Origin of the sequence: Vibrio sp. zbq_1 (assembly GCF_043102935.1) — a bacterium.
Taxonomy (GTDB): domain Bacteria; phylum Pseudomonadota; class Gammaproteobacteria; order Enterobacterales; family Vibrionaceae; genus Vibrio; species Vibrio parahaemolyticus.
In genome coordinates, this window is the sequence record NZ_JBICJH010000042.1 from 185,430 (window position 1) to 208,656 (window position 23,227).

At 45.2% G+C, this 23,227-nt stretch carries 19 protein-coding genes; 10 read left to right on the top strand and 9 right to left on the bottom strand.

What is annotated here, in order from left to right; translation table 11 throughout:
* The first annotated feature begins 77 nt into the window (after positions 1-77).
* The gene (locus ACF8CV_RS20560; RefSeq protein ID WP_373273277.1) at positions 78-1,328 is read left to right on the top strand and encodes a flagellin; all 1,251 of its coding nucleotides are present in this window, start codon (positions 78-80) and stop codon (positions 1,326-1,328) included.
* Here the strand turns inward: ACF8CV_RS20560 and ACF8CV_RS20565 are convergent, their stop codons facing one another.
* Both ACF8CV_RS20565 and ACF8CV_RS20570 read right to left on the bottom strand, forming a co-directional pair.
* Positions 1,329-2,162 (bottom strand): tyrosine-type recombinase/integrase, encoded by an 834-nt coding sequence (locus tag ACF8CV_RS20565; protein WP_171055976.1) that lies wholly within the window; start codon positions 2,160-2,162, stop codon positions 1,329-1,331. It abuts the gene before it with no gap.
* Positions 2,163-2,194: 32 nt separating this feature from the next.
* Positions 2,195-2,683, bottom strand: coding sequence for an Arm DNA-binding domain-containing protein (locus ACF8CV_RS20570; protein ID WP_138938382.1), 489 nt, complete (start codon positions 2,681-2,683; stop codon positions 2,195-2,197).
* Between the two features lie 565 nt (positions 2,684-3,248).
* Here ACF8CV_RS20570 and ACF8CV_RS20575 point away from each other — a divergent pair.
* Positions 3,249-4,052, top strand: a complete 804-nt coding sequence (locus tag ACF8CV_RS20575) for a MetQ/NlpA family ABC transporter substrate-binding protein (protein WP_029851753.1) — start codon at positions 3,249-3,251, stop codon at positions 4,050-4,052.
* A gap of 121 nt (positions 4,053-4,173) precedes the next feature.
* On the opposite strand, the gene ACF8CV_RS20580 is transcribed toward ACF8CV_RS20575, so the two are convergent.
* Positions 4,174-4,446, bottom strand: coding sequence for a hypothetical protein (locus ACF8CV_RS20580; RefSeq protein WP_021487203.1), 273 nt, complete (start codon positions 4,444-4,446; stop codon positions 4,174-4,176).
* A 366-nt stretch (positions 4,447-4,812) separates the two neighbouring features.
* Between ACF8CV_RS20580 and ACF8CV_RS20585 the strand changes: the two genes are divergently transcribed.
* A complete protein-coding gene (locus ACF8CV_RS20585) occupies positions 4,813-5,862 on the top strand; it encodes a DUF4382 domain-containing protein (protein WP_020904264.1) in 1,050 nt (349 codons plus the stop codon).
* A 43-nt stretch (positions 5,863-5,905) separates the two neighbouring features.
* Here ACF8CV_RS20585 and ACF8CV_RS20590 read toward each other — a convergent pair whose 3' ends face one another.
* On the bottom strand, positions 5,906-6,625 hold the full coding sequence (locus ACF8CV_RS20590; protein ID WP_138938381.1) for an SIMPL domain-containing protein: 720 nt from the start codon (positions 6,623-6,625) through the stop codon (positions 5,906-5,908).
* Between the two features lie 163 nt (positions 6,626-6,788).
* On the opposite strand from ACF8CV_RS20590, the gene ACF8CV_RS20595 reads away from it, so the two are divergent.
* The 6 genes from ACF8CV_RS20595 (at position 6,789) to dhaR (ending at position 15,427) form a co-directional block, all read left to right on the top strand.
* A complete protein-coding gene (locus ACF8CV_RS20595) occupies positions 6,789-7,055 on the top strand; it encodes a hypothetical protein (RefSeq protein WP_021450158.1) in 267 nt (88 codons plus the stop codon).
* 137 nt (positions 7,056-7,192) lie between these two features.
* Positions 7,193-8,941, top strand: coding sequence for a lysophospholipid acyltransferase family protein (locus tag ACF8CV_RS20600; protein WP_138938380.1), 1,749 nt, complete (start codon positions 7,193-7,195; stop codon positions 8,939-8,941).
* 610 nt (positions 8,942-9,551) lie between these two features.
* A complete protein-coding gene (locus ACF8CV_RS20605) occupies positions 9,552-11,504 on the top strand; it encodes a PTS mannitol transporter subunit IICBA (RefSeq protein WP_005487444.1) in 1,953 nt (650 codons plus the stop codon).
* A gap of 112 nt (positions 11,505-11,616) precedes the next feature.
* The gene (locus tag ACF8CV_RS20610; RefSeq protein WP_078230769.1) at positions 11,617-12,765 is read left to right on the top strand and encodes a mannitol-1-phosphate 5-dehydrogenase; all 1,149 of its coding nucleotides are present in this window, start codon (positions 11,617-11,619) and stop codon (positions 12,763-12,765) included.
* A gap of 57 nt (positions 12,766-12,822) precedes the next feature.
* A complete protein-coding gene (locus ACF8CV_RS20615) occupies positions 12,823-13,353 on the top strand; it encodes an MltR family transcriptional regulator (RefSeq protein WP_392417436.1) in 531 nt (176 codons plus the stop codon).
* A gap of 148 nt (positions 13,354-13,501) precedes the next feature.
* A complete protein-coding gene (gene dhaR / locus ACF8CV_RS20620) occupies positions 13,502-15,427 on the top strand; it encodes a dihydroxyacetone kinase operon transcriptional regulator DhaR (protein WP_138938379.1) in 1,926 nt (641 codons plus the stop codon).
* A 77-nt stretch (positions 15,428-15,504) separates the two neighbouring features.
* On the opposite strand, the gene ptsP is transcribed toward dhaR, so the two are convergent.
* From ptsP to dhaK, 3 genes are read right to left on the bottom strand one after another with little or no spacing between them, the layout of a single operon-like run.
* Positions 15,505-17,904 (bottom strand): phosphoenolpyruvate--protein phosphotransferase, encoded by a 2,400-nt coding sequence (gene ptsP, locus ACF8CV_RS20625; RefSeq protein ID WP_138938378.1) that lies wholly within the window; start codon positions 17,902-17,904, stop codon positions 15,505-15,507.
* 1 nt (position 17,905) lies between these two features.
* On the bottom strand, positions 17,906-18,541 hold the full coding sequence (gene dhaL / locus ACF8CV_RS20630) for a dihydroxyacetone kinase subunit DhaL (RefSeq protein ID WP_005379705.1): 636 nt from the start codon (positions 18,539-18,541) through the stop codon (positions 17,906-17,908).
* A 15-nt stretch (positions 18,542-18,556) separates the two neighbouring features.
* A complete protein-coding gene (gene dhaK / locus ACF8CV_RS20635) occupies positions 18,557-19,615 on the bottom strand; it encodes a dihydroxyacetone kinase subunit DhaK (protein WP_023584982.1) in 1,059 nt (352 codons plus the stop codon).
* Between the two features lie 353 nt (positions 19,616-19,968).
* On the opposite strand from dhaK, the gene ACF8CV_RS20640 reads away from it, so the two are divergent.
* On the top strand, positions 19,969-21,051 hold the full coding sequence (locus tag ACF8CV_RS20640) for a glycerol dehydrogenase (protein ID WP_138938377.1): 1,083 nt from the start codon (positions 19,969-19,971) through the stop codon (positions 21,049-21,051).
* Between the two features lie 54 nt (positions 21,052-21,105).
* Here ACF8CV_RS20640 and ACF8CV_RS20645 read toward each other — a convergent pair whose 3' ends face one another.
* Positions 21,106-22,491: a heavy metal sensor histidine kinase gene (locus ACF8CV_RS20645; protein ID WP_171055975.1), complete on the bottom strand. Its 1,386-nt coding sequence runs from the start codon at positions 22,489-22,491 to the stop codon at positions 21,106-21,108.
* Positions 22,484-23,176: a heavy metal response regulator transcription factor gene (locus ACF8CV_RS20650; RefSeq protein ID WP_005480575.1), complete on the bottom strand. Its 693-nt coding sequence runs from the start codon at positions 23,174-23,176 to the stop codon at positions 22,484-22,486. The genes ACF8CV_RS20645 and ACF8CV_RS20650 overlap by 8 nt, the downstream gene beginning before the upstream one ends.
* Positions 23,177-23,227: the final 51 nt, after the last annotated feature.

The window sequence follows — 23,227 nt, forward strand, 5'->3', positions numbered from 1 at the left end:
TAATTGCATACCCTGCCGATATTGAACATGACACATAGCCACTAGTTGAAATAGCTTCGATATCTTAATGGAACTGGATGATGACAAGCATCTCAAGCATTAATACTAATGCACCAGCAATGCAGTACCAAAGCCAACTGAACCGCTCTATAGATAAGCAAAACACGTCTATGGAGCGTCTTTCGTCCGGATCAAAAATCAATTCCGCTAAAGATGATGCTGCTGGTCTTCAAATCTCTAATCGATTGCAATCTCAAAGTCGTGGTATGGATGTAGCTATCCGAAATGCTCATGATGGTATTTCATTACTTCAGACCGCAGAGGGAGCCATGCAAGAGTATACAGAAAACTTAATGCAGATGAGAGATCTAGCTTTGAGGTATGGTAATAGCTCGCTTAACTCAGAAGATCGTGAGGCAATTAACCAAGAATACACAGCTTTAGTTGATGAGTTATCGAGGATAACTCAAACAACTAGCTATGGAGGAGACAAGTTACTAAATGGTTCCAGCCCAGAAAGAGCATTTCAAATTGGTTCAAGTAGCGGAGAGTCAATAAGTATTAGTTTACCTAGACTAGGAGAATGTTCACAAGACATAACAACTAATGAGCGTAGAATCATTGGATATCGTGAATATAATAAAGATTGGTCAGCAAAGGATGGGGACACATTTAGAATTGGGAGATATTCTTATATTCCCGGGGGCCCCCATGAAACAATACAATCAACATACATAGATATTATTCCTGGGTCTTCTATGGATGAAGCAGTTAAACAAATAAACAAACAATTCTCTGATATCGTAGAATTATCAACCGAAGAATATACTAACGAAGATGGTACTACATCAAACCGCTTAGTGTATTTAGCCCTAAATAGTGATGAATTTATAGCTACCAATCATTACCACCGGAATCGAGTCAATAACTCATACAACCATAGCTATAACAACCCATTCACAACAATGAGGCAAGATCACCGTAGTCCAATAGTAGAATTAACTGACAAAATCTGGGTAAATATAATACCAAAACTAGGTAGTCCAGAAACGGTCGGTTATGTACTTGACGATATAGATACGATATTAAAGACTATAGATTCCGAGCGTGCGAAGTTGGGGGCCACTCAGAATAGACTATCATATGCAATTAAAAATCTAACTCAGAGCAATGAAAATCTAGCTGCCAGCAATAGTCAGATAAGAGATACAGACTTTGCCAAAGAGTCAACTCAGCTAACCAAACAGTCGATATTGAGAGAAGTAAACACATCAATGCTAGCTCAAGCAAGTAATGCACCTCGGAGCGCTCTTAACTTACTCAGTTAGCTAAAATGAATCCATTAGCAGTTTCATCAGCTTCTTTTTCTCCTCATTACCTAAGTCCCCAATAAATTCAGAAAAGCCAGCGCCAGACGAGCTCTTTTGAGGTAAGACCTTAGACCTAACTTCCGACTTATCAAGGATGTAATCCTCAATTCGTTGAGATGGAGAACGGAGCTCTTCTGGCGTAAGAATTGTGTAACCTTCTGTCACATCATCTCTTTTCGACTTATGGTTGAGTAGACGCTTTATCGTGTATGTACCAAGGCTTAAGCTCTCTGCCACCGTAGTGTATGTTCTTCTCAAATCATGCAAAGTGAATTCAAAGCTAAGCTCATCATTAATGGCACTTAGTACTTTTCTTGGATCAACAATGCGTCCCTGAGAATTGTCCACATTGAATACAAAGCCTCGCTCATCTTTTAGATTAAGTCTTCTGCTTAATAGCTCACACAAGTAATGACCGATCGGCAACTCAAGTGGTACTCCATTTTTAGTCTTACTGACATAGAAAGACTTAGCATCTAAATCTATGGACTCCCACTCTAAAGTAAGTAGCTCATTCCTTCTTAAGCCAGTTAGCGCGGCCATTTCGACTAAATCACATACAGTCGAACCAAACTGATTTTTATCCAGAATATACCTTTCACGCTTGGAATGGAGTACTTCGAAGAACTCCTTTAATTGATGTGAGCGAATATAAGTTCTTCTTCTCTCTACGTTATGCCACGCTCTTTGATGGCTAAGAATTTTGACGGGGTTTTCAGCAAAAATGAGCTGATTATTAAAACCGCGATACTCATATTTCGCATAATTGAACAGAGCTCTTAAAAGCCTCATGCATAGATCCGCTTGCGCATGACTGCCACTTCTCATCCCTTCGATACGACCAGCAGAGATATCCGCATGTAGTTTTTAACTGCCTCTTCAGTTAACGCCATCAGTGGCTTTTTCAAGTAAGTAGAAAAATAACACTTCAGCGCCTGCTCATATCCTTTCAGAGTGTTACTGGACAAAGACTTTGACAACCGATAATCATCAAACACCTTTTGCAATGAAACGTGATGATTCTTTTCTACTCTCATTCTCTCATTAGGATTAATTCCCATGGCTAACTCGTTAAGAGCTTCACGAGCTTTTGTTCGCGCTTGATCTATGGTCAAGCTAGGAAACTGACCAAGACTCACGTTGGAAGGGGATTTTGCACCTTTCGCACGCTTATACACACGAAAAGACTTCGTACCAGAAGGAGAGACTTCGAGAACAAGACCATCAACAGCTGTATCATGATAACGTGTTCTTTTGTTTGTCGGCTTCAGAGCCGTTAGCTCTTTAACAGTAAATCGAAGTGAGTTTTTCATAATGCTTCGGTTGCTCTACGGCAATCCTTCCATATCAAGAGAACGTACTTCGATTATATCTTACCCAGTTGCATGGGGGTAGGCCTGTGCTACGAGTGTGCTACGGACCGAATCAATACCAAGCCAAATCAATCAATGTAAATCAACAGAAAAAATAACAATAAAACACTGTTATATAAGAAATTATTCTATAGAATCAATTTGAAGGCATTTTCATCAAAACTACTAACCTAAAACTCATAATCGATTGGTCCCCAGTTCAAGTCTGGGAGGGGCCACCAAATTTCGAAAGGCGTAGCAGGTTAGTACCTACTACGCCTTTTTTGTATCTGATGGTTTTAAGTGTTGCTATGGGTACACCGTTGTCACCTGAGCTCATCTTCTTATCCCCCTTGTAAATTCCCTTGCTTAAACCCCATCAACTTTCTAAACCATCTGCTAAATAACATTTGTGCTCTACAGCCCTTGCGACCTTCAAATGATCCCTCAATGTTTTAGTCGTTGACCGTTTGTATATTCCTGATAGGATAGCCGTATGGACGTCTAAATATGAAATGGAGTTACGATGAAAAGTTTAGGTCACATCAAAAAGTTATCTTGGGTTCTCGCTGCTGCGCTCAGCTTAAGTGCCTGCGGAGAAAAAGATAATTCAGTAATCAAAGTCGGAGCTACGGTTGGGCCACATGCACAAGTAGTTGAAGCGGTAGCGAAAGAAGCGGCAAAGCAAGGGCTAAATGTTGAAGTCATCGAGTTCTCTGATTACGTGACACCTAACGCCGCGCTGAGTGACGGTAGCATCGATATTAACAGCTACCAACACCAACCTTTTTTGGATAACTTCAACAGCAGTCATAACTCTCAGCTCGTTTCAATTGGCCAATCTATCTTGATGCGCATGGGTATTTATTCCAATAAATACCGTTCGTTAGAAGAGTTACCAAACCGTGCCAGAATTGCCATTCCAAACGACCCAACTAATGGAGGCCGAGGGCTCTTACTACTCGCTGATGCGGGCTTGATTGAGCTTAAACCAGGTGTTGGCCATAAAGCCGCGTTAACCGATATTAAGAGCAATCAAAAAGAACTGGAGTTCGTTGAGGTAGATGCGGCGCAGCTGCCAAGAACGCTGGATGACGTTGATGCCGCAGCTATTACGATGAATTACGTGATGTCTTCAGGCTTAGATCCTAAGAAGCAAAGTATTTTCCTAGAGTCCAAAGACGCACCTCTCGCTGTTATGGTTATTGCGACTCGTGAAGCCGACAGAAACAACGAGGCTTACAAGAAGTTCGTCTCTATTTACCAATCCCAAGAAATTCGCGACTTCCTTGATAGCACTTTCAAAGGAACGATTGAACCAGCCTTTTAAGTAAGAATTAATCCTTGAGCAAGCTATCTTGCTTGCTCAGAGAGACAAAATGACAGAGGCTCATGAAACAAAGCATGAGCCTCTGTCGTATCAAATGGTATCAATCGTACTTGGAGTTAGATTATCGACTTTCTGCTTCTAATTTTAGCGCGATATAGTTTTGTGCGGCGGTAACCAAATCAGAACGATTAATGATCTTCCATAGGAAAAATGGCGGGATTAAGAATGCAATGAAGTAAAACGACTCATGAAAAAAGATCTGAGCAATTGCATCTTGATGTTCCCACAACGCCGTAAGCGCGAAAAGATCGAGCATCACGCCGAGCACACCAAAAACAACTGAAACCACGATCGCTAATCCTAGTAGCTCTCGAATAAAAAATTTGTATGCCATCATACTAATTCCTTCTAGCAATAATCGACCTTACGTTACGCCCCTCATCACCTATCTATTTTGATTATTATCAACTTCATTTCACTATGAATAAGAACTTAGTTTTATAAAAAAGCGCTTGTAGAAATGGGAAAAGTGGTTACCAAGCGACCACGTTGTTTAGCTAAGTAGAGCCGAAGTTAATGGAGTTACTGCTTCGCAGCTACACTTGAGCAATAGATTTAAAAATAGCTTTTTAGGAATCCATATCACACTATGAATTTCCCTTTTTTACATTGACCCTGTCATTACCAAGCAATGACATTTCGTCTCGACTCTGAGACTAACCTTCGATGTTTATCGGCAGTGTAAACACAAGAGGTCAATATGAAAAAATACACTTATCCTCTACTTGCTATCTCAGGCGGTCTACTACTGACTGGCTGCGGTGGTGACGACTCTTCATCAAATACAGAATCCGCTACGTTTTCTCTTGGTGTCTCAGATGCACCTGTGGATGACGCCAACAAAGTGGTCTTAGCATTTAAAGACGTGGTTTTAATTCCCTTTGACCCAGAAACGGGCGAGCAAACTGGCGATCACATTCTGCTAGACGCAAGCGAGAACGGCGCGCTACATCAAGTTGATTTGATGGAATATCAAGGAAAAAATGCCAAAACCATCATTAGCGAACAACAAATTGCTCCGGGTGATTACGCCATGTGCGTTTACGCGAAAGATGGCCGACAGTTGAATGATACGTCTCTATCGTATGTCGAAAAAACTGATGGCTCAGTAAAAGGTCTTGTTGTTCCAAGTCGTGGGAGCTGCTTTGGCTTTAAGCCCGATACCAGCGATCAGGGTCGCTTGAAGTTTTCCCAAAAAGGTCAGTATGTAAAAGTTCATACTGGGCACAATAGCTACGTTGTAGAGTTTGATTTGCGTAAAGGTCTGGCGGATCCAGTCGGCCAAGATCATATGAACATGAACTCGAATGCCGTAAGTTTGGTGAACGCATCAGATTCAGGCCATATCGCTGGCACGGTAAGTAACGTGCAATACCAAGCTTGCGAAGCAGACAGTGCGGCATGGAACGCGATTCATGATGTGCCTGCCGTTCACTCTGTTTACCTGTATGCGGGTTCTATGGATCGCTCAACCATGGGCGATATGGGCGCGACAGCTCCACTCAACGCGCCAGTTGCGGTAGCTAACGTGAATGAATCACAAGACGAAGAAGGCAATACAACCTACAGCTACGAGTTTGGTTACATTGGCCCGGGTACTTACAGCATTGGCTACACATGTACTGCGTATATTGATACGCCTGACGCTCATGAAACGTCAGAAGACGGTTTCTTGATTTACCAGCACTACACGCCAGTTGATGTTGTCGAGACAGAGCTGACAACTCAGGACATTAATCCCATTCTTTAAGTCACCATATTAAAAAAGCCGCTCGTACTGAGCGGCTTTTTACTTAGTCAGAAAGGTAATATTGAACCGTCGATACCACTCGGACTTTTTTAATGTAAGGCGTATTGCTATCGCGGTCATAAATGGAGAACTGACCTTGCGTCGCTCGCTTGATCTTTCCTAATGAGCTTTGTGAGTCTTTCGCAAACTTTTGTGCCACCTCGCGGGCGTTTTTGGTCGCCTCTTCGATCATGTCTGGTTTGATGTCATTAAGTTTCGTGAAACTGTATTCGATTCGGTTTGCATAAGGATCTTGATTAAGAATCACGCCTTGTTTCCCAAGTTCACCAATCTCATTAATCGCCGCACGAACCACATTGATATTTTGGCTGTAAACCGTGACCGTTCGGGATGCTAAATAACGATACTCAATATCTTGCTCACCACCATATTGCTGCGCTTTACGGTCTATCACTGAAGGCGAAGACAGCGAGATGTTTTTGTCAGTTAAGCCTTTTGCGGTTAAAAAATCGAGAATCAAACGCGTTTGTTGGTCTATGTCATCAAACATCGCGCCCATATCATTGCTGGCTACCGTAAATTGGATTGGCCAAATGACGGTATCTGCAGGGTATTCTCGCTCAGACAATCCCTTCACCGTTACCACTCGCTCATAGGCTTTGTATTTGACTGCTGTTTGCTGAATAAAAAAGCCCAATACTCCTAAACCTATTATCAGACACAGCCCGAGCCATATTGGCGCTTTATTGGAAATCTTCTCCATTCATCCTCCTAATTTCGCCAAAACTAACAATTCGTAGTATCGATAACATAGCTCAACTATGGCCAGAAAATGGCGACCTAAAGCTAAATTTTTGTCATATCGTTCGAAATGGTGAATAAAATTAATTAAAATTGAACAGTGTTTTATTGTGAATTTTAAGATTATGTTGAAAACAAAATGGTTGGTGGTTCTAGGCGGATTATTTGTCTCAACGGCCTGTTTGAGTGCTGACGACTTAGCTATAGATGACAACTCAACACAAGCACCCCAAGCGGATGCGTGTAATGAACAGCAATACGAAGGGAAAAGCTTTGATGGTCGAATTCTGCTAGATAATGAGCCGACCAAACAGATCTTGAGCTCACTAGAAAGTCTCGGTGAAACGCTCAACTCTCTGAGTATCCTGATGTTTGCTGGCGATAAAACGTAACGCTAAAGCTGTCCTATCACCTTCGCCTTTGGTCAACAAAGCTTCACCAGTTTGTCACCAAAGGCTCATGGATTTGCCTCTGAACTGTCATCTGTAATTTCTACTATCCGATCAGCCACTTGTACGCTGAGGTAAATATGGATAGTTCGACCCCTTTTCGTCTCCCTCGTAAAACGCCGTTTGGCATTGGTGAAAACGTTGCAGAATGGGCTACGGGTTTAAGTCAGCTCGATAAATTCTACGCCCAACGCCCAGCGAATGCGGATACCAAAACTTTCTTGCGATTCACACTGGATATCTTGGGTATCGACTATCGCATTGCCCATGGTTCGCTCGGCTCAGTGCCAAAGCAAGGCGCAACCGTCATTGTGGCGAATCACCCTCTCGGCTGTGTTGAAGGCGTGATTCTCGCCGAACTACTGTTGATGGTACGAGACGATATCCAAATTTTAGCGAATCAGTACCTAAAAACCGTGCCAGAGCTCGACCAACTTTTTATTGGTGTCGACGTATTCGAGGGCAAAGATGCGGTCAAGTCGAACATGAAGGCACTTAGAGCAGCCAACAAACACCTTGCGAATGGCGGCTTGTTATTGGTTTTCCCTGCGGGTGAAGTGTCAAAGTTGGTGGATGCCAAACAACAGCGTTTAGAAGACAAAGAATGGAGCCGCAGTGTCGGTGCATTAATTCGTAAGAACAAAGCAGTCACTGTTCCCGTCTTCATTCGTGGGCAGAACTCAAAACGCTTCTACATGGCAGGTAAAATCCACCCTCTTTTACGCACCTTGATGTTAGGAAGAGAGCTACTCAACAAGAGCGCAAAAACCATTGAGTTGTCCTTTGGGCAAGCAATCAAGTTTAAAGAACTCAATAACCTCAACGATGATCAGATCGTCAATTATCTGAGGCTTAACACCTACCTGCTTAACCGCGATGTAAGTGCCACTCAGCAAACGGTCTCAGACAATGATCTCTTACCTATTGCAGCAGGGTTACCCATAGGCCAATTGCTTGAAGAGCTGCACAGCTTACCGGCAGAAACCCAATTGCTTCAAAATGGCGAGTTCGACGTGTACTGCGCCAGTGCGCAGCAGATTCCATCTCTCCTACATGAAATTGGCCGCTTGCGAGAACATAATTTCCGTCAAGTTGGCGAAGGGACCGGACAAGCGATAGACATCGATCATTTCGATCATGATTACATGCACCTGTTTGTGTGGGATCGTGAGAACCAATGCATGGTAGGTGCTTACCGTCTTGGATTAGTTGATCAATTATTGGCGAAATATGGCGTAGAAGGATTGTATTCGCGCACCTTGTTCAACTATGACCAACGCTTTCTCGATCAAATGGGCAAGTCGATTGAAATGGGTCGTTCTGTGATTGCCGAGCAATATCAAAAAAGCATGAGTGCCCTACTCTTACTCTGGAAAGGCATAGCGACTTTTGTCCATCAACATCCCGAATACACGCACTTGTTTGGCCCAGTGAGCATCAGCAACGATTACAGCCATACCGCGCGTCAATTATTGGCACAATCGATGACCCTACACCACTACGACAACGACTGCGCCGAATACGTCACTCCGTCAAACCCGCTGCCAGAAACCAACTTAAACTGGAATACCAGCATGCTAACCGCATTGGGAGATTTACAATTGCTATCTCGCGTGATCGCTCGAATTGATGAAGGCAAAGGCGTCCCGGTATTACTGCGCCAATATTTGAGTTTGAATGGTAAGTTGGCGTGTTTTAACGTCGATCCTGCGTTTAACAACGCACTGGATGGATTGATTATGGTGGATTTACGCGATGTACCTGAGAAAACGCTTGCACGTTATATGGGCAGTGAAAACGCGCGCGAGTATTTAGCTATGAACAATTAACCGTCGTCTACAAACGTAGGAGGTATCGCGCTGCTCAAAATCGCTCTAAACAAAACGTGTGCAGCGTGATACGTTATTTGCTCATAAAACATTAAAAACAAAGTGTTTAGTTAAACTCATCGCAAAAAGGCCACTCATCTCCAGCTTTAATCCACAAAACGCCAACATCGCGCAAACGTTCACGTTATAAACTTTCACAAAACCTCAAAATGGTTATAGATCACATTTCCAATCAAACCGAACGCCAAACAAAATGTGACCTTGATCGCTTCAGGCATTTAATTTGAATTAAAAAAGAAATTAAAGGTGATCTAAATCACAATGAATTTTGATTTTATATTTGTCAGAAGATCGAATTGATCACTAATATTTTTATTGACAGATTTGAAAGTCATTTTTTGTTATTAAGTTACATATCAATTAATTGATCATCATCACTTAAAAAATGCTTTTCATCCGAAGAAATGCGGGGGTTGATCACGAAAAACCCGTCGTCAGTTCCAATTGGAAAATGTGTGGTAAATTGATTGGGTACTAAGCAATCAAACAAGCGGTTTTGGCGAACCGTTTACGACAACATATTCATCAGAACATCGAACGGGGAATTGTTATGATATCACCAGATGCCAAGATCAAGATACAAAATTTTGGTCGTTTTCTGTCAAACATGGTAATGCCTAACATCGGCGCGTTTATCGCGTGGGGCTTTATCACTGCTCTATTTATCCCAACCGGATGGCTACCAAATGAGACGTTAGCTTCCATGGTTGGGCCTATGATCACTTACTTGCTGCCACTACTTATCGGTTACACCGGTGGTAAGTTAGTGGGCGGCGATCGCGGCGCGGTCGTTGGTGCAATCACAACCATGGGCGTGATCGTCGGTACCGACATCCCAATGTTTATGGGCGCAATGATGGTTGGCCCAATGGGTGGCTGGGCAATCAAAAAATTCGATAACTACATCGACGGTAAAGTAAAAAGCGGCTTCGAGATGTTGGTCAACAACTTCTCTGCGGGCATCATCGGTATGCTGTGCGCCATTCTGGCTTTCTTCCTTATCGGCCCATTTGTCAAAGTGCTTTCAGGCGCATTGGCAGCTGGCGTAAACTTCCTTGTTTCAGCGCACCTTCTGCCACTGACTTCTATTTTTGTTGAGCCAGCGAAGATCCTGTTCCTAAATAACGCGATCAACCACGGCATCTTCTCTCCACTGGGTATTCAGCAAGCGTCTGAGACTGGTCAATCGATCTTCTTCTTGATCGAAGCGAACCCTGGTCCGGGCTTGGGTATCCTGCTGGCTTACATGGTGTTTGGCAAAGGTACGGCTCGCCAAACGGCTGGCGGTGCATCCATCATCCATTTCTTCGGTGGCATTCACGAGATTTACTTCCCGTATATTCTAATGAACCCACGTCTGATCCTTGCGGCTATTGCAGGTGGTATGACTGGCGTGTTCGTTCTAACCATGTTTAACGCGGGCATCGTTTCTCCAGCATCACCAGGTTCAATCTTTGCAATCTTGTTGATGACTCAGAAAGGCTCAATTGTTGGCGTTCTTGCCTCTATCGCGGCAGCAACAGGCGTGTCATTCGCGGTTGCCTCTCTGCTGATGAAAACGCAAACCTCGACAGAAGAAGATGGCGATGAAGCGGCACTAGAAAAAGCCACATCGCAAATGAAAGACATGAAATCTGCATCGAAAAACGGCGCAGTGGTAAACAACGAAAGCAAAGGTGACGTAGACCTAGCGACAGTACAAAGCATCATTGTCGCTTGTGATGCGGGCATGGGCTCAAGCGCCATGGGGGCGAGCATGCTACGTAAGAAAGTTCAGGACGCAGGTCTGAACGTCCACGTAACCAACCTTGCTATCAACAGCTTACCAGAGAGTGCAGATATCGTGATTACACACAAAGACTTGACGGATCGTGCACGTAAGCATGCTCCAAACGCACACCACATTTCATTGACTAACTTCCTAGACAGCGAAATGTACAACCAGCTAGTCACCAAGTTACTGGCAGCACAAAAACAGTCGGCTGCGAATGACGATCAAATGGTCAAAGTATCGGTACTTGCTGCCAACGACGACAGCTTTGAGCCACAACAGCCATCGGTTTTCCAAATCCAGCGTGAAAACATTCATCTAGGTTTGAAAGCAGCCAACAAAGAAGAAGCCATCCGCTTTGCAGGCAACAAATTGGTTGAACTTGGCTACGCAGAACCAGAATACGTAGACGCGATGTTTGAACGTGAAGCGTTGGTTCCAACTTACCTTGGCGAGTCTATCGCGGTTCCTCATGGCACCGTAGAAGCGAAAGACCGCGTGAAGAAAACTGGCATTGTAATCTGCCAATACCCATCGGGTATCCAATTTACTGAAGATGACGACGATGTCGCGAAACTGGTTATCGGCATTGCCGCTAAGAACGATGAGCACATCCAGGTGATCACCACCATTACGAACGCGCTCGATGAGCCGGAAGCAATTGAGAAGCTAACCAGCACCAACGATGTAGAAGAAATTCTTAACATCCTTGGCGGTCAACAAGCGGCTTAATTACTCCTTTAATTTGCTCCTGAGGCAAACGAGGTCAGCTGTCACCCCCTATGCGGTTGGCCTCACCCTAGTTTCGTAAGTCAACATTTTCAGATATTGGTAGGTAAGAATTATGAAAAACGCAGTTCATTTTGGTGCAGGTAACATCGGTCGTGGTTTCATCGGAAAACTCTTAGCAGACGCAGAAGTCGAGGTCACTTTCGCTGACGTTGATGTGCCGTTGGTAGACCAGCTCAGCCATAAACAAGAATACAAAGTGAAAGTCGTGGGCACCGAGTGTCAAATCGACACCGTTACCCACGTCACAGCGGTAAACTCAGCCAGTGAAGACGTGATTGATCGCATCGTCAAAACCGATTTAGTCACCACAGCAGTTGGTCCAAACGTATTAGACATCATCGCGAAAACCATCGCGAAAGGTATCGCCAAACGTTTTGAAGCTGGCAATGACGCGCCACTTAACATCATCGCCTGTGAAAATATGGTGCGTGGCACAACGCACTTAAAAGGTGAAGTGTACAAACACTTAGATGAATCATTGCATGCAAAAGCAGACGAGTTGGTTGGCTTTGTTGATTCCGCTGTCGATCGCATCGTTCCACCAGCAGAAGCCGCCAACGATGACCCATTGGAAGTGACGGTTGAAAGCTTCAGCGAATGGATTGTCGATGAGCAACAGTTCAAGGGCGACATCCCAAACATTGCTGGCATGGAAAAGACTAACAACCTAATGGCCTTTGTCGAACGTAAGCTGTTCACCCTAAACACAGGTCACTGCATTACCGCTTATTTAGGCTGTTTGAAAGGCCATCGCACCATTCGCGAAGCGATTGAAGACCCAAGCATTCATGCCGAAGTAAAACAAGCAATGCAGGAAAGTGGCGAAGTATTGATTCGTCGTTACGGCTTCGACCGTGACATGCACAATGCCTACATCGAAAAGATTTTAGGTCGCTTCGCTAACCCATATTTAGTGGATGAAGTGGATCGCGTTGGACGACAACCAATTCGTAAATTGGGTGCAAATGATAGATTAGTGAAGCCATTACTCGGTACAATCGAGTATGGCACTGAAAATCAAACACTTTTGAAAGGGATCGCGGCGGCGTTGAAATACACCAACGACACCGATCCGCAAGCGGTTGAGCTACAGACCTCATTAAAAGAGGTTGGCGTGACAAAAACGCTAGCGAAATACACAGGTCTGGCTGAAGACAGTGATGAAGTGGCTCAAATCGAGACACTTTACAACCAGCTTTGATTGACTCAGGGGGAGCTCTGCTCCCCTTAATATAATAATGAAACAACTGATCAGTATATGGCAGATAACATCAACGAAAGCGAGATCATTGAACGACTCAACAGCGCACCATCGGTACGTGGCTTCTTTATTGCGACCGTCGACGTATTTAACGAATCCATCGACGGACTCATCCAAAGAATCTTCCGTAAAGATAACTTTGCTGTGCAATCGGTCGTCGGCCCATTACTGCAAGATTCAGGACCGCTTGGCGACTTATCGGTTCGTTTGAAGTTATTGTTTGGTCTAGGTGTATTGCCCGACGACATCTACCACGATATCGAAGACATCATTAAGCTGAAAAACCAACTCAACAGCGATGCATCGGACTACGAGTTCACTGACCCGAATATCCTAGAACCGATCAAAAAACTGCATCTGGTGAAGAAAATGGGCATCGTGCAATTGGAAGTCAACGAACCCGATGACGACATCGATCTTGAGTTTTACCAACTCCAGCTTCAGCGCCAACAACAAATCATTAAGTCCGGCCTGTCACTCGCGATTGTCGAAATTTGCAATGAACTGGGCAAGGACAGCCCTTTTTAACCCAACCTCTGGCAAGGAATGCCTTCTCAACTAGCCTCTTTTCTTTGCGTATCCTTTCTGTATAGCGTGCGTGAAAGCCATCACAGTCCATATTCGTATGTCTCTGTAATATCGGACCAATCTATCGCTGGCATTGAAACGGTATGGCATGCTTTCAATCGAAGACACTAAAACCAAATGGGAGTTTTTCCAGAAACACCATTGGGTATCTCCAGAATTTTCCCGCACTCCCGTACTTGAGTCGTGGGAGCGTTGCATAAAGCAATGCAGCCCTTATACCTGGTCAAAACCACATATTGCCTCTGGCTTTACCTTCTCATCTCTGATGAAACGCAACGAGCACCTCATCGAATGCGCCACGACCGTACTTGAAGACACTTACGACATGCTAGGAGACGAAGACCTACTATTGATGGTGACTGACGGCAACGGCTGCGTTCTTTCCGTTGTGGGACATCACTCAATGCAACAAGAGATGCAGGTGCTCGGCATTAAACAAGGCTGTTTTCTATCTGAAGGAAAAATTGGCACAAATGCGGTCAATCTTTGTATTAGTACTCATATCCCGTGTGAAGTTTTCGCAGCAGAACATTTCAATCGCCACTTACATTCTTATGCCTCTGTAGCAGCGCCTGTTTTCGACCAATTTGGCAAGTTACGCGGCACAACATGCCTTATCAAAAAAGTAGAGAGCTATAAGAAAGAAAACTTAGTCATCATCGCGTCGAGCGCGAAAGAAGTCAGTTTGCAAATCCATATTCAGTCGGAACAAGAAAACATTAACCGCCTCACTTGTGCTCACAACGCAACACTAGAATGCATGGATGACGGCCTTCTGGCCTGGGATGAAGAAAGCCGTATCACCATGGTAAATCATCAATCAGAGCGTTTGTTAAACATTGAAGCCAGTCAGGTTTTGGATAAAGAAGTCTTTTCTGTTTTACGTTTCCCGCCAAATGTCCTCAATAGTCTTGAGTCGGGTGCAAGCATCAACCGCAAACTCACAACGGTAGAAGTTCGTGGCGAGTTTGTTGAAGCGATCATTACCTTGCGTCCACTCAACGACGGCACGCACTTATTATTTTTGCATCCCATAGATAAAATTCGCGAACTTGCTCAACAACAAATAGGTGGCAGTGCGCGCTATACGTTCAGCACTTTGCCCGTCATTTCACGAAAAATGAAGCATGTCATTACCGTGGCAAAACGGGCCATAAAGTCCAAATCACCGATTCTAATTACGGGTGAAGAAGGTGTAGGAAAAGCCACTCTCGCCATGGCGATTCATAACGAAAGCACCTACAAAGAAGGGCCGTTCATTACGCTCAACTGCCGCTCCATCAATACAGAGCAACTGGTCAAAGAAACCCTGGGGTACGACGAAGGGCAAGGCATGCCTTCTAAGTTTGAACTCGCCCATGGCGGTACGCTCTTTTTAGAAAAGGTGGAATATCTGTCGCCCGATTTACAAGCCGTGTTACTTAAGTTGTTAAAAACTGGGCTCGTCAGCCGCAGCGACAGTTTGCGATTGATCCCCGTAGACTTTCAACTTATTACGAGCACCGCTTCAGAGATCAGCGAGTATGTCACTCAGCGCTCATTTGGTCGGCAACTTTATTATGAAATCTCCTCGAACGAGCTGCATATTCCACCACTAAGAAAGCGCAAAGAAGATATTGAATTTCTCGTCCAGCAGCTTATCAGCCATTATGAGCGCCGCCACAATGTGACGATCTCGATAGAGCCAGTCGCACTGGAAGCGTTGATGAACTTTCGTTGGTCAGGCAATAACTCCGAATTAAGAAACCGAACTGAGCGAATGTTGCTTAACCGCAGTTCGAACTTAATCAAGCTGAACGATATTCCAGAAGACATTAAACTGAATTCTCGCCATACCGCAGAGAATACGCCGGTAATCACGCTAGAAGAAGCTGAGAGAAGAGCTATCGTTCAGGCTTGGAATCAGTGTGATGGCAAAATGCATGATATGGCGAAAGCATTGCAAATTGGCCGCACGACCCTATGGAGAAAAATTAATAAGTTTGGGCTGCAGGAACAAATGAAGCTGTATTAAGCCAAGAAATGGCGTTCCTACAAAAGCAAGACCGGCGTAAGCACGCCGGTATAGATGTACTAACGACAAGATGTCGATTAAACATCAACAGACAACTGACGAATCTGCGCTTTTAGTCCCGGTAGCAGACTCGGACTGGCGCTGAATTTTTGTAACCCAACACGAAGTAATGTTTCTGTGGCATTTGGATCGCCTGCCATCTCACCGCACATACTGACCGGTATGCCCGCGCGATCGCCTGCTGCACAAGTGAGTTCAATGGCTTTTAGTACCGATGGTTCAAAGTAGTTCACTAATTCAGCAACGGCGGCGTTGCCTCGATCGGCAGCCATAACATATTGAGTCAAATCATTGGTGCCAATAGAGAAAAAGTCGACTTCTTGTGCTAACGCATCAGCATTCAACACCGCGGCTGGTACTTCAATCATAATACCGACAGGCAAATGAGTCGCATCCAAGCCGAGTTGGGTTGCTTGATGTGCCAACAGCGCTTTTACTTTTCTCACTTCTTCAACCTGGGCTACCATCGGTAACATCAATTGAATATTCGGTTGCTCGTGAAAGGCTCTCAGAATGGCTCGAAGTTGGGCGGTAAACAATGACTCATGTTGAAGGCACAACCGTACCCCTCTCAGACCTAAAAATGGATTATCTTCCGCTGGCATAGGATAAGCGGCTAAAGGCTTATCACCGCCAACATCTAGACTACGAATCGTAAGTGGCTTATCACCAAGTGCGGCGGCAATATCACGATACACTTGGTACTGCGCTTCCTCAGTCGGCAACTCATCACTGTTTTGAAATAGAAACTCAGTCCGAAATAGACCAACGCCCTCAGCTCCTGATGTTAGTGCATCATCAATATCTTTCGGTCCACCAATATTGGCGAATACTGGAATATGGACACCATCACAGGTGACTGCGGCTTGCTGAGCACTCGCTAGTGCACTTTGTCGGGTGCTTTGCCACTCAATTTGTTGCGCTTCTAATTCCTGTTGTATGGCATCTGAAGGAGAGAACCATAAATGCCCTCGAAAGCCATCAATAGTCACCACTTGCCCAGCACGCACAGCATCAAGACAACCCTGAGCTTTAACCATGGCAGGAATCCCCATCGCACGAGCAAGAATCGCACTGTGAGAGGTTTTCCCTCCTTCACTCAAACAGATACCAAGCACTTTCGATTTATCAAGCCCAGCCACATCAGAAGGCATAAGGTCACGGGCCAACAAAATACTCGGTTCCTGAATGTCGATGGCATTAGGCGTTACGCCTGTCATTTCAACCATAACTTGCCGTGCGATATCATGCACATCAGCTTCGCGCTCCCGCATGTACTGGCTTTCAGCCTGGCGAAACTCGTCGGCTAACGTTTGCAGTGATTCTATCCAAGCTTGCTCGGCTATCATGCCCGTTTGAATTCGCGACTCGACCGATGCCCATAATTCTGGGTCACAGAGCATCATGCTATGAGCAGAAAATATTTCCCCTTTCGGCTGCTTCGCTTGCTCCTGCAAATGTTGAACAACCACGCCTATCGCACGCTTAACCCGTTCAATTTCATCTTGTTCACTTTGGAAATCGCGTTCAGGCACTGCTGGCATTTCATGAGTAAAAAAGACAACTGGAGCAGTAGCGATACCGTCATTGACTCGAATACCAACAACAGCACCTTCAATCTGATTTGAGGCCATGCCATCGAGTAAAGTATCCGTGCACTCTTCAGATTCAATAATGCCTTGCTCAACCGTCTCTTTTTCTCCGAAGTGCTCACTAGCTAAGGCTTCAAATGCCTTGATTGCTTCACTGGATTGAGGTCCAAGTGCGCACAGCGTGATCGTCTCTTGGCTACGAACGCCAAGTTTCGCAATGCTGTTTAAGCTTTTTGCGTTCACACGGCGCTCGCCTTTTTTCAACCATAATTGGCAGTCAAAAGGCGCGAGTGCACCAACAATGGCCGCAGCGGGACGAGCATGTAATCCATGCGGATTTTGCACCACCCAATCAAATGTCCGTTCTTGCTCAAAGTTCTCTGATACTGGCTCTATCTCAGCGGATGTTAGTGGCTGATCACCAAGGTGCTCTCGTTTTACGCTTAACGCATTCTGTGCCTCTTCGACTACCGTCGATAAAGGTAGTCCGGCAGCAGCAGCCACCGACGCCGCCATGGTTCCTTCAACAATAGGGGCCGAGATAAGGGTGACATTTTCCCTCACATGATCCTCAATCAGCTCCAGAGCCATTTCAGTGCTAAGCAACGCGCTGCCAAGATCCATCAATACAACAACCCCTTGTTGATCATGTACCTGCTCAATCGCTTCCATCACGGCAATGGCATCAGTTCCGATCGGGTTCTCTGGATCATCAATCCCAGCCGCAATCGCAAGCTTGGCTTTGCCTTGCGTCATTTGGGTGGCAAGTTCGGCCACCCCTTCTGCAAGGCGACGACTATGAGATACAACTACAATTCCCACCATCTTAATTACCTGCTATTGCCTGCTGTAACGCTTTAATCATTAACAGTGAAGAGGTTGCACCGGGATCTTGGTGGCCAATACTACGTTCCCCCAGATAGCTTGCTCGCCCTTTTTTCGCCAACATTTCAATCGTGGCAACCGCGTTCGTTTCTGCTAGCTCAACCATTTCATTCAATAAATGGTCAGCGCTCATGCCATTTTCTAACGACGCCTTCACGCTAACTAAAACGGGTAACCAAACATCACACATGGTTTTATCACCCAGCTCCGCTTTACCACGAGACACTACGCCATCCACACCGCTTTTTAGTGCATCCACTAACTCTTCAAACGTTAATTGCTCTCGAGTTCCGACAGCGGCAGCCGTGCGAATAAACAGCGTGCCATACAGCGGGCCACTTGCCCCACCGACACTAGAAAGCAAGGTCATGCCCGTATTCTTGAGAATGCTGCCGATATTTTGGTCCGCAAATTGCGGCAGTTTTTCAGCAACTTTTTTAAAGCCTCGGTTCATATTGAGACCATGGTCTGCGTCACCAATATCACGATCAAGGTCGGTCAGAAAATCTTGATTCTCTTGATACGTTTTCGCACATAACTCTAACCAGTGAACGATATGTTGTTTTTCAATTTGCATGTTTGCTCCCCCCTGTTACCACTTGATTGCAGCCGTATCGACAGGAGCATCAAACAGCTCCAACATCTCTTTATCTGCTTTCAGCAACGTAATGGAAACGCCTTCCATATCAAGTGACGTACAAAAGTTACCGACAATATTACGCACGATACGGAACCCCGCTTGCTCGCAGTTATGGGCAAGACGGCGGTACACTCCGTAAAGCTCAGAAATTGGCGTTCCGCCCATACCATTCACCATCACAATGTAGTCGTGTTCAGCGGCGAAAGGCTCAATGCTGGATTCCACTTCATCCCATTCACCTTCGTCACGATTCCAAATACGCAATGTGCGCTGATAAGGCGTGTTTTCAGCAACTTCAGCAAACATCTCATCCACTAACGTATCGGCGTCGGTGTATTTCACTCGCTTGATACCTGGTTCACCATGGATACCAACACCAAACTCCACTTCATCATCTTCCAGAACAAAAGATGGTTTACCCGCAGCTGGCACAACACAAGCATTAAGCGCCACGCCAAATGAACGACAGTGATTATTAACGCGACGAGCCAGTGCTTCACATTGCTCCAGCGAATAACCTTTGTTCGCGGCAGCACCAACTAACTTCTCAACTAATACCGTTCCAGCAACACCACGACGACCAGCGGTGTACAGGCTGTCTTTGACCGCAACATCGTCATCCACCAACACCGCCCCAACTTTGATGCCATCGGTATGAAGCAACTCCACGGCCGTTTCAAAGTTCAACACGTCTCCGGTGTAGTTTTTAATAATAAATAGCACGCCTTCACCAGTATTCACTTGGTTACCACATTCGTACATTTGATCTGGCGTAGGTGAAGTAAATACCTCTCCAGGACAAGCGCCTGTCAGCATGCCTTTACCAATAAAACCTGCGTGTAAAGGTTCATGACCACAGCCACCACCAGAAACCAATGCCACTTGCCCCGGCGTTTCCTCATGCCACATGTAACGAGGTTCGTAGTTAGCTTTTAGCTCAGGGCGGGACAATGCCAGGCCTTCCATTTGCTGCAATACAACATCATCGACTTGGTTAATTAACTTTTTCATCGTTCTATCTCATTCCATTTATATGTTTATGTAGGGTATGAATTCATCTTAAACAGAGAAAATGCGTACTCAACAAAAATCAATCCGTTTCATATTGAAACGAAACCTTCAACATTCTTGTTTCAATATGAAACGAAAAACGACAAGTTTTCCTGAATAGTGATCGTCGCCATAAAGCATGCTGATGCTTATTACTTCTGACAGTCGGTTTGACACAGAGGTCATAAAAGCATGGAACAAAGCCAGAGATATCCTTCACCACTTACCACACCAAACCTAATATAAACCTTATCGCTACAATGGATTTTCATTGCAGTCAAAAACACACATAAAAAAGGTTAAAGGTTTGAATTATGGACAAAATTATTATCAGCCCAAGCAAATACGTCCAAGGTGAACAAGTACTTACATCTATCGCTCACTATGTGAAAACATTAGGTGAACGTCCGTTAGTAATTGCTGATGAGTTCGTGACTAACCTGGTTGGTGATGACGTCAAACAAAGCTTTGCTGACGAGAAGCTTCCACTCACTATGAACATTTTTGGTGGCGAATGTTCGCGCGTTGAGATTGAACGCATCACGGACATTTGTGCGACTCAAAAACATGATGTCATTGTCGGTATTGGTGGCGGTAAAACGTTAGATACAGCAAAGGCCATTGCGTTTTACACCAAAATTCCTGTCGTGGTGGTTCCTACGATTGCCTCGACTGATGCGCCAACCTCTGCTCTTGCGGTGATATACACACCTGAAGGTGAGTTTGCGGAATACTTGATGATCCCTAAAAACCCAGACATGGTCATCATGGATACATCAGTCATCGCAAAAGCCCCAGTTCGCCTACTGGTATCGGGGATGGGCGATGCGCTCTCCACCTACTTTGAAGCTCGAGCCAACATGACCTCTGGTAAGGCAACAATGGCCGGTGGTTTAGCGACGCGTTCAGCACAAGCGCTTGCGAAACTTTGCTATGAAACCTTGCTTGAAGATGGTTTAAAAGCAAAAGCTGCGGTAGAAAATGGTGTGAGCACCAAAGCGGTAGAAAATATTATTGAAGCCAATACATACCTAAGCGGTATCGGTTTTGAAAGCAGTGGCCTGGCAGGTGCTCACGCTATTCATAACGGCCTAACTAAGCTTGAAGAGTGTCATCATCTCTATCATGGTGAGAAAGTCGCGTTCGGCACACTTGTTCAATTGGTGCTAGAAAACGCAGCGATGGAAGAGATTAATACGGTTCTTGCCTTCTGCCGCTCTGTAGGTCTACCAACCAACTTATTTGATATGGGCGTTAAAGAGCTTAATCACGCTAAGTTGCGCGAGGTCGCCGAAGCTTCAACGGCCGAGGGAGAAACCATCCACAATATGCCATTCCCAGTGACGGCAGAAAATGTCTACTCTGCAATTCTAACCGCTCATCAACTGGGCCAATAACCCAAATAACTTCAAACGAGTTTGAGTCTCAAAAGGCAAGCCAAGGTTTGCCTTTTATGCTTCAACTGACTTATCACTTCCATTGACACCTGCCGATGGCAACATCATAACAAACCGCGTCTTGTCTTTATCTGATGTTACTTTTATCTGTCCTTCATACGCTTGCACGATAGATTGGGTAATCGACAAACCTAGCCCTGCACCTACGCTACCTACATGTTGGCGAGACTTATCTGCGCGATAAAAACGGTCGAAAAGGTACGGTAAGTTTTGCTCTGCAATGGTGTCACCTTGGTTGCTGACCGATATCGTCACCTGTTCATCAACCTCTTGAACGTCAATCACAATGGTTGAATCAGCATACGCATGACGAATCGCGTTGGAGAGCAAATTGCCCACCGCACGTTCAAACATGTTTCTATCCATATAGAGCTGACCGTCGCCTGAGCTCACGATTCGCACCTCGGTATCTTCGGCCAATATTTCAAAATACGCGACCAAACGTTCGATTTCCTCCTGCACCGCAAACACTTCGTCATGGCGATGAATGAGCTTGTTTTCAGCCTTGGCAATGTAGAGCAAATCGTTGATGGTTTTCGTGATGCGGTTGAGTTCTTCCAACGTTGAGGCAATCGCATCCTGATACTCTTCAGGCGTTCGACACGCACCTAAAATGACCTGATTTTGCGTAGTAACGTTGGTGAGTGGCGTTTTTAACTCATGTGCTATATCAGAAGAAAACTCGCTCAAGCGGCGAAAACCAGTTTGCAACCTATCGAGCATCGCGTTGTGTTTGTTGGCTAACTCGCGCAGTTCTATTGGCAACGAATCGGGGTCGAGACGAATGCCCATTTGCTCTGGTGATATCTGTTGAATGTGCTGATTCAATCCCACAATCGGCTTCAACCCACGTTTTACCATCCAACCGCTCAACGCGGAAGAGATCACAAACGCTAAACCGAGCGCCCAAAACAAAATCCAGTCGAGCTTATCCAAAAACAAAATATGGTGGTTGATACTCATGCCGAGCACCACCTGATACTCCCCAGCTTGAAACGCAAACGCGCGAATATTCAGCGAGTCCTCACTCCATTCGATGGAGCGCTCGTGATTTAAAACTTGAGGTGAGCTAATGCTGTAGGCTCGGTTCTGAGGAATCGTCAGGCTCGAATTCTGATAGACGTTCTGCTTGCCTTCAAACACCCACATGTAGAGCGTGCTGTTATTCGCTTGCTTGAACACATCCTCTGGTGAGCGTTTTAACTCGTTCTCAATGGCATTGAACTTACTGGAAATATAGCTGAAATCTTGCGAATAAAAGTGGCGCTCAATGGCGTACTGTAGGATGAAAGCCAAAGAAAAATAGGTCACAAACGTCATACTAACAAACATCAGCACGAGCTTGTTTTTCATGGAAAAAGGCAGCGAGAACTTAGGCATCACGACTCTCTTCGAGTTTGTAGCCCATCCCTCTGACAGTGTGAATCAGTGGTCTATCGAACGGTTTGTCCACTTTGCTACGCAGACGTTTGACCGCCACATCAATCACATTGGTATCGCTGTCAAAGTTCATATCCCACACTAACGACGCAATGGTGGTACGTGAAAGTACTTGGCCAGTTTTGCGCATCAACAACTCAAGCAGGGCATATTCTTTGGCGGTAAGCGACATCGACTGCCCCGCGCGCGTGGCAACGCGTTTGATCATATCAAGTTCTAAGTCTGCCACACGTAATGTTTGCGGCGATGCGACCACTTGCGCGGCAATATGATGACGAAATACGTTTTGAACACGCGCCAGTAGCTCTGCAAACGCGTAAGGTTTTACCACATAGTCATTGGCACCCAGCTCAAAACCGCGCACGCGATCTTCCACTTGCTCCTTCGCTGTCAGCATGATCACTGGAGTGTGAATCCCACTACTGCGCAATGTGTTAAGCACCTGCCAACCATCGAGTTTAGGCAACATAATGTCGAGGAGGATTAAGTCATATTCTTCACTGGTAGCGTGATAAAGCCCATCGACCCCATCATGCACTAAATCCACCACATACCCAGATTCAATCAAACCTTTTTGCAGATATTCTCCGGCTTTGTGCTCATCTTCGACGATCAATATTTTCAACTTTACTTACCTAGTGTGTTAGCGGGAGGATGAGAACCCAGTATAAAGCTC

Bases quoted from the DNA above. Each gene is read 5' to 3' on its own strand.
- ACF8CV_RS20575 (WP_029851753.1), top strand. From the start codon at position 3,249: ATGAAAAGTTTAGGTCACATCAAAAAGTTATCTTGGGTTCTCGCTGCT.
- ACF8CV_RS20570 (WP_138938382.1), bottom strand. From the start codon at position 2,683: ATGAAAAACTCACTTCGATTTACTGTTAAAGAGCTAACGGCTCTGAAG.
- ACF8CV_RS20610 (WP_078230769.1), top strand. From the start codon at position 11,617: ATGAAAAACGCAGTTCATTTTGGTGCAGGTAACATCGGTCGTGGTTTC.
- ACF8CV_RS20560 (WP_373273277.1), top strand. From the start codon at position 78: ATGATGACAAGCATCTCAAGCATTAATACTAATGCACCAGCAATGCAG.
- dhaR (WP_138938379.1), top strand. From the start codon at position 13,502: ATGCTTTCAATCGAAGACACTAAAACCAAATGGGAGTTTTTCCAGAAA.
- ptsP (WP_138938378.1), bottom strand. From the start codon at position 17,904: ATGGTGGGAATTGTAGTTGTATCTCATAGTCGTCGCCTTGCAGAAGGG.
- ACF8CV_RS20585 (WP_020904264.1), top strand. From the start codon at position 4,813: ATGAAAAAATACACTTATCCTCTACTTGCTATCTCAGGCGGTCTACTA.
- ACF8CV_RS20580 (WP_021487203.1), bottom strand. From the start codon at position 4,446: ATGGCATACAAATTTTTTATTCGAGAGCTACTAGGATTAGCGATCGTG.
- ACF8CV_RS20565 (WP_171055976.1), bottom strand. From the start codon at position 2,162: ATGAGGCTTTTAAGAGCTCTGTTCAATTATGCGAAATATGAGTATCGC.
- dhaL (WP_005379705.1), bottom strand. From the start codon at position 18,541: ATGCAAATTGAAAAACAACATATCGTTCACTGGTTAGAGTTATGTGCG.
- ACF8CV_RS20645 (WP_171055975.1), bottom strand. From the start codon at position 22,491: ATGCCTAAGTTCTCGCTGCCTTTTTCCATGAAAAACAAGCTCGTGCTG.
- ACF8CV_RS20615 (WP_392417436.1), top strand. From the start codon at position 12,823: ATGGCAGATAACATCAACGAAAGCGAGATCATTGAACGACTCAACAGC.
- ACF8CV_RS20640 (WP_138938377.1), top strand. From the start codon at position 19,969: ATGGACAAAATTATTATCAGCCCAAGCAAATACGTCCAAGGTGAACAA.
- ACF8CV_RS20605 (WP_005487444.1), top strand. From the start codon at position 9,552: ATGATATCACCAGATGCCAAGATCAAGATACAAAATTTTGGTCGTTTT.
- dhaK (WP_023584982.1), bottom strand. From the start codon at position 19,615: ATGAAAAAGTTAATTAACCAAGTCGATGATGTTGTATTGCAGCAAATG.
- ACF8CV_RS20600 (WP_138938380.1), top strand. From the start codon at position 7,193: ATGGATAGTTCGACCCCTTTTCGTCTCCCTCGTAAAACGCCGTTTGGC.
- ACF8CV_RS20595 (WP_021450158.1), top strand. From the start codon at position 6,789: ATGTTGAAAACAAAATGGTTGGTGGTTCTAGGCGGATTATTTGTCTCA.
- ACF8CV_RS20590 (WP_138938381.1), bottom strand. From the start codon at position 6,625: ATGGAGAAGATTTCCAATAAAGCGCCAATATGGCTCGGGCTGTGTCTG.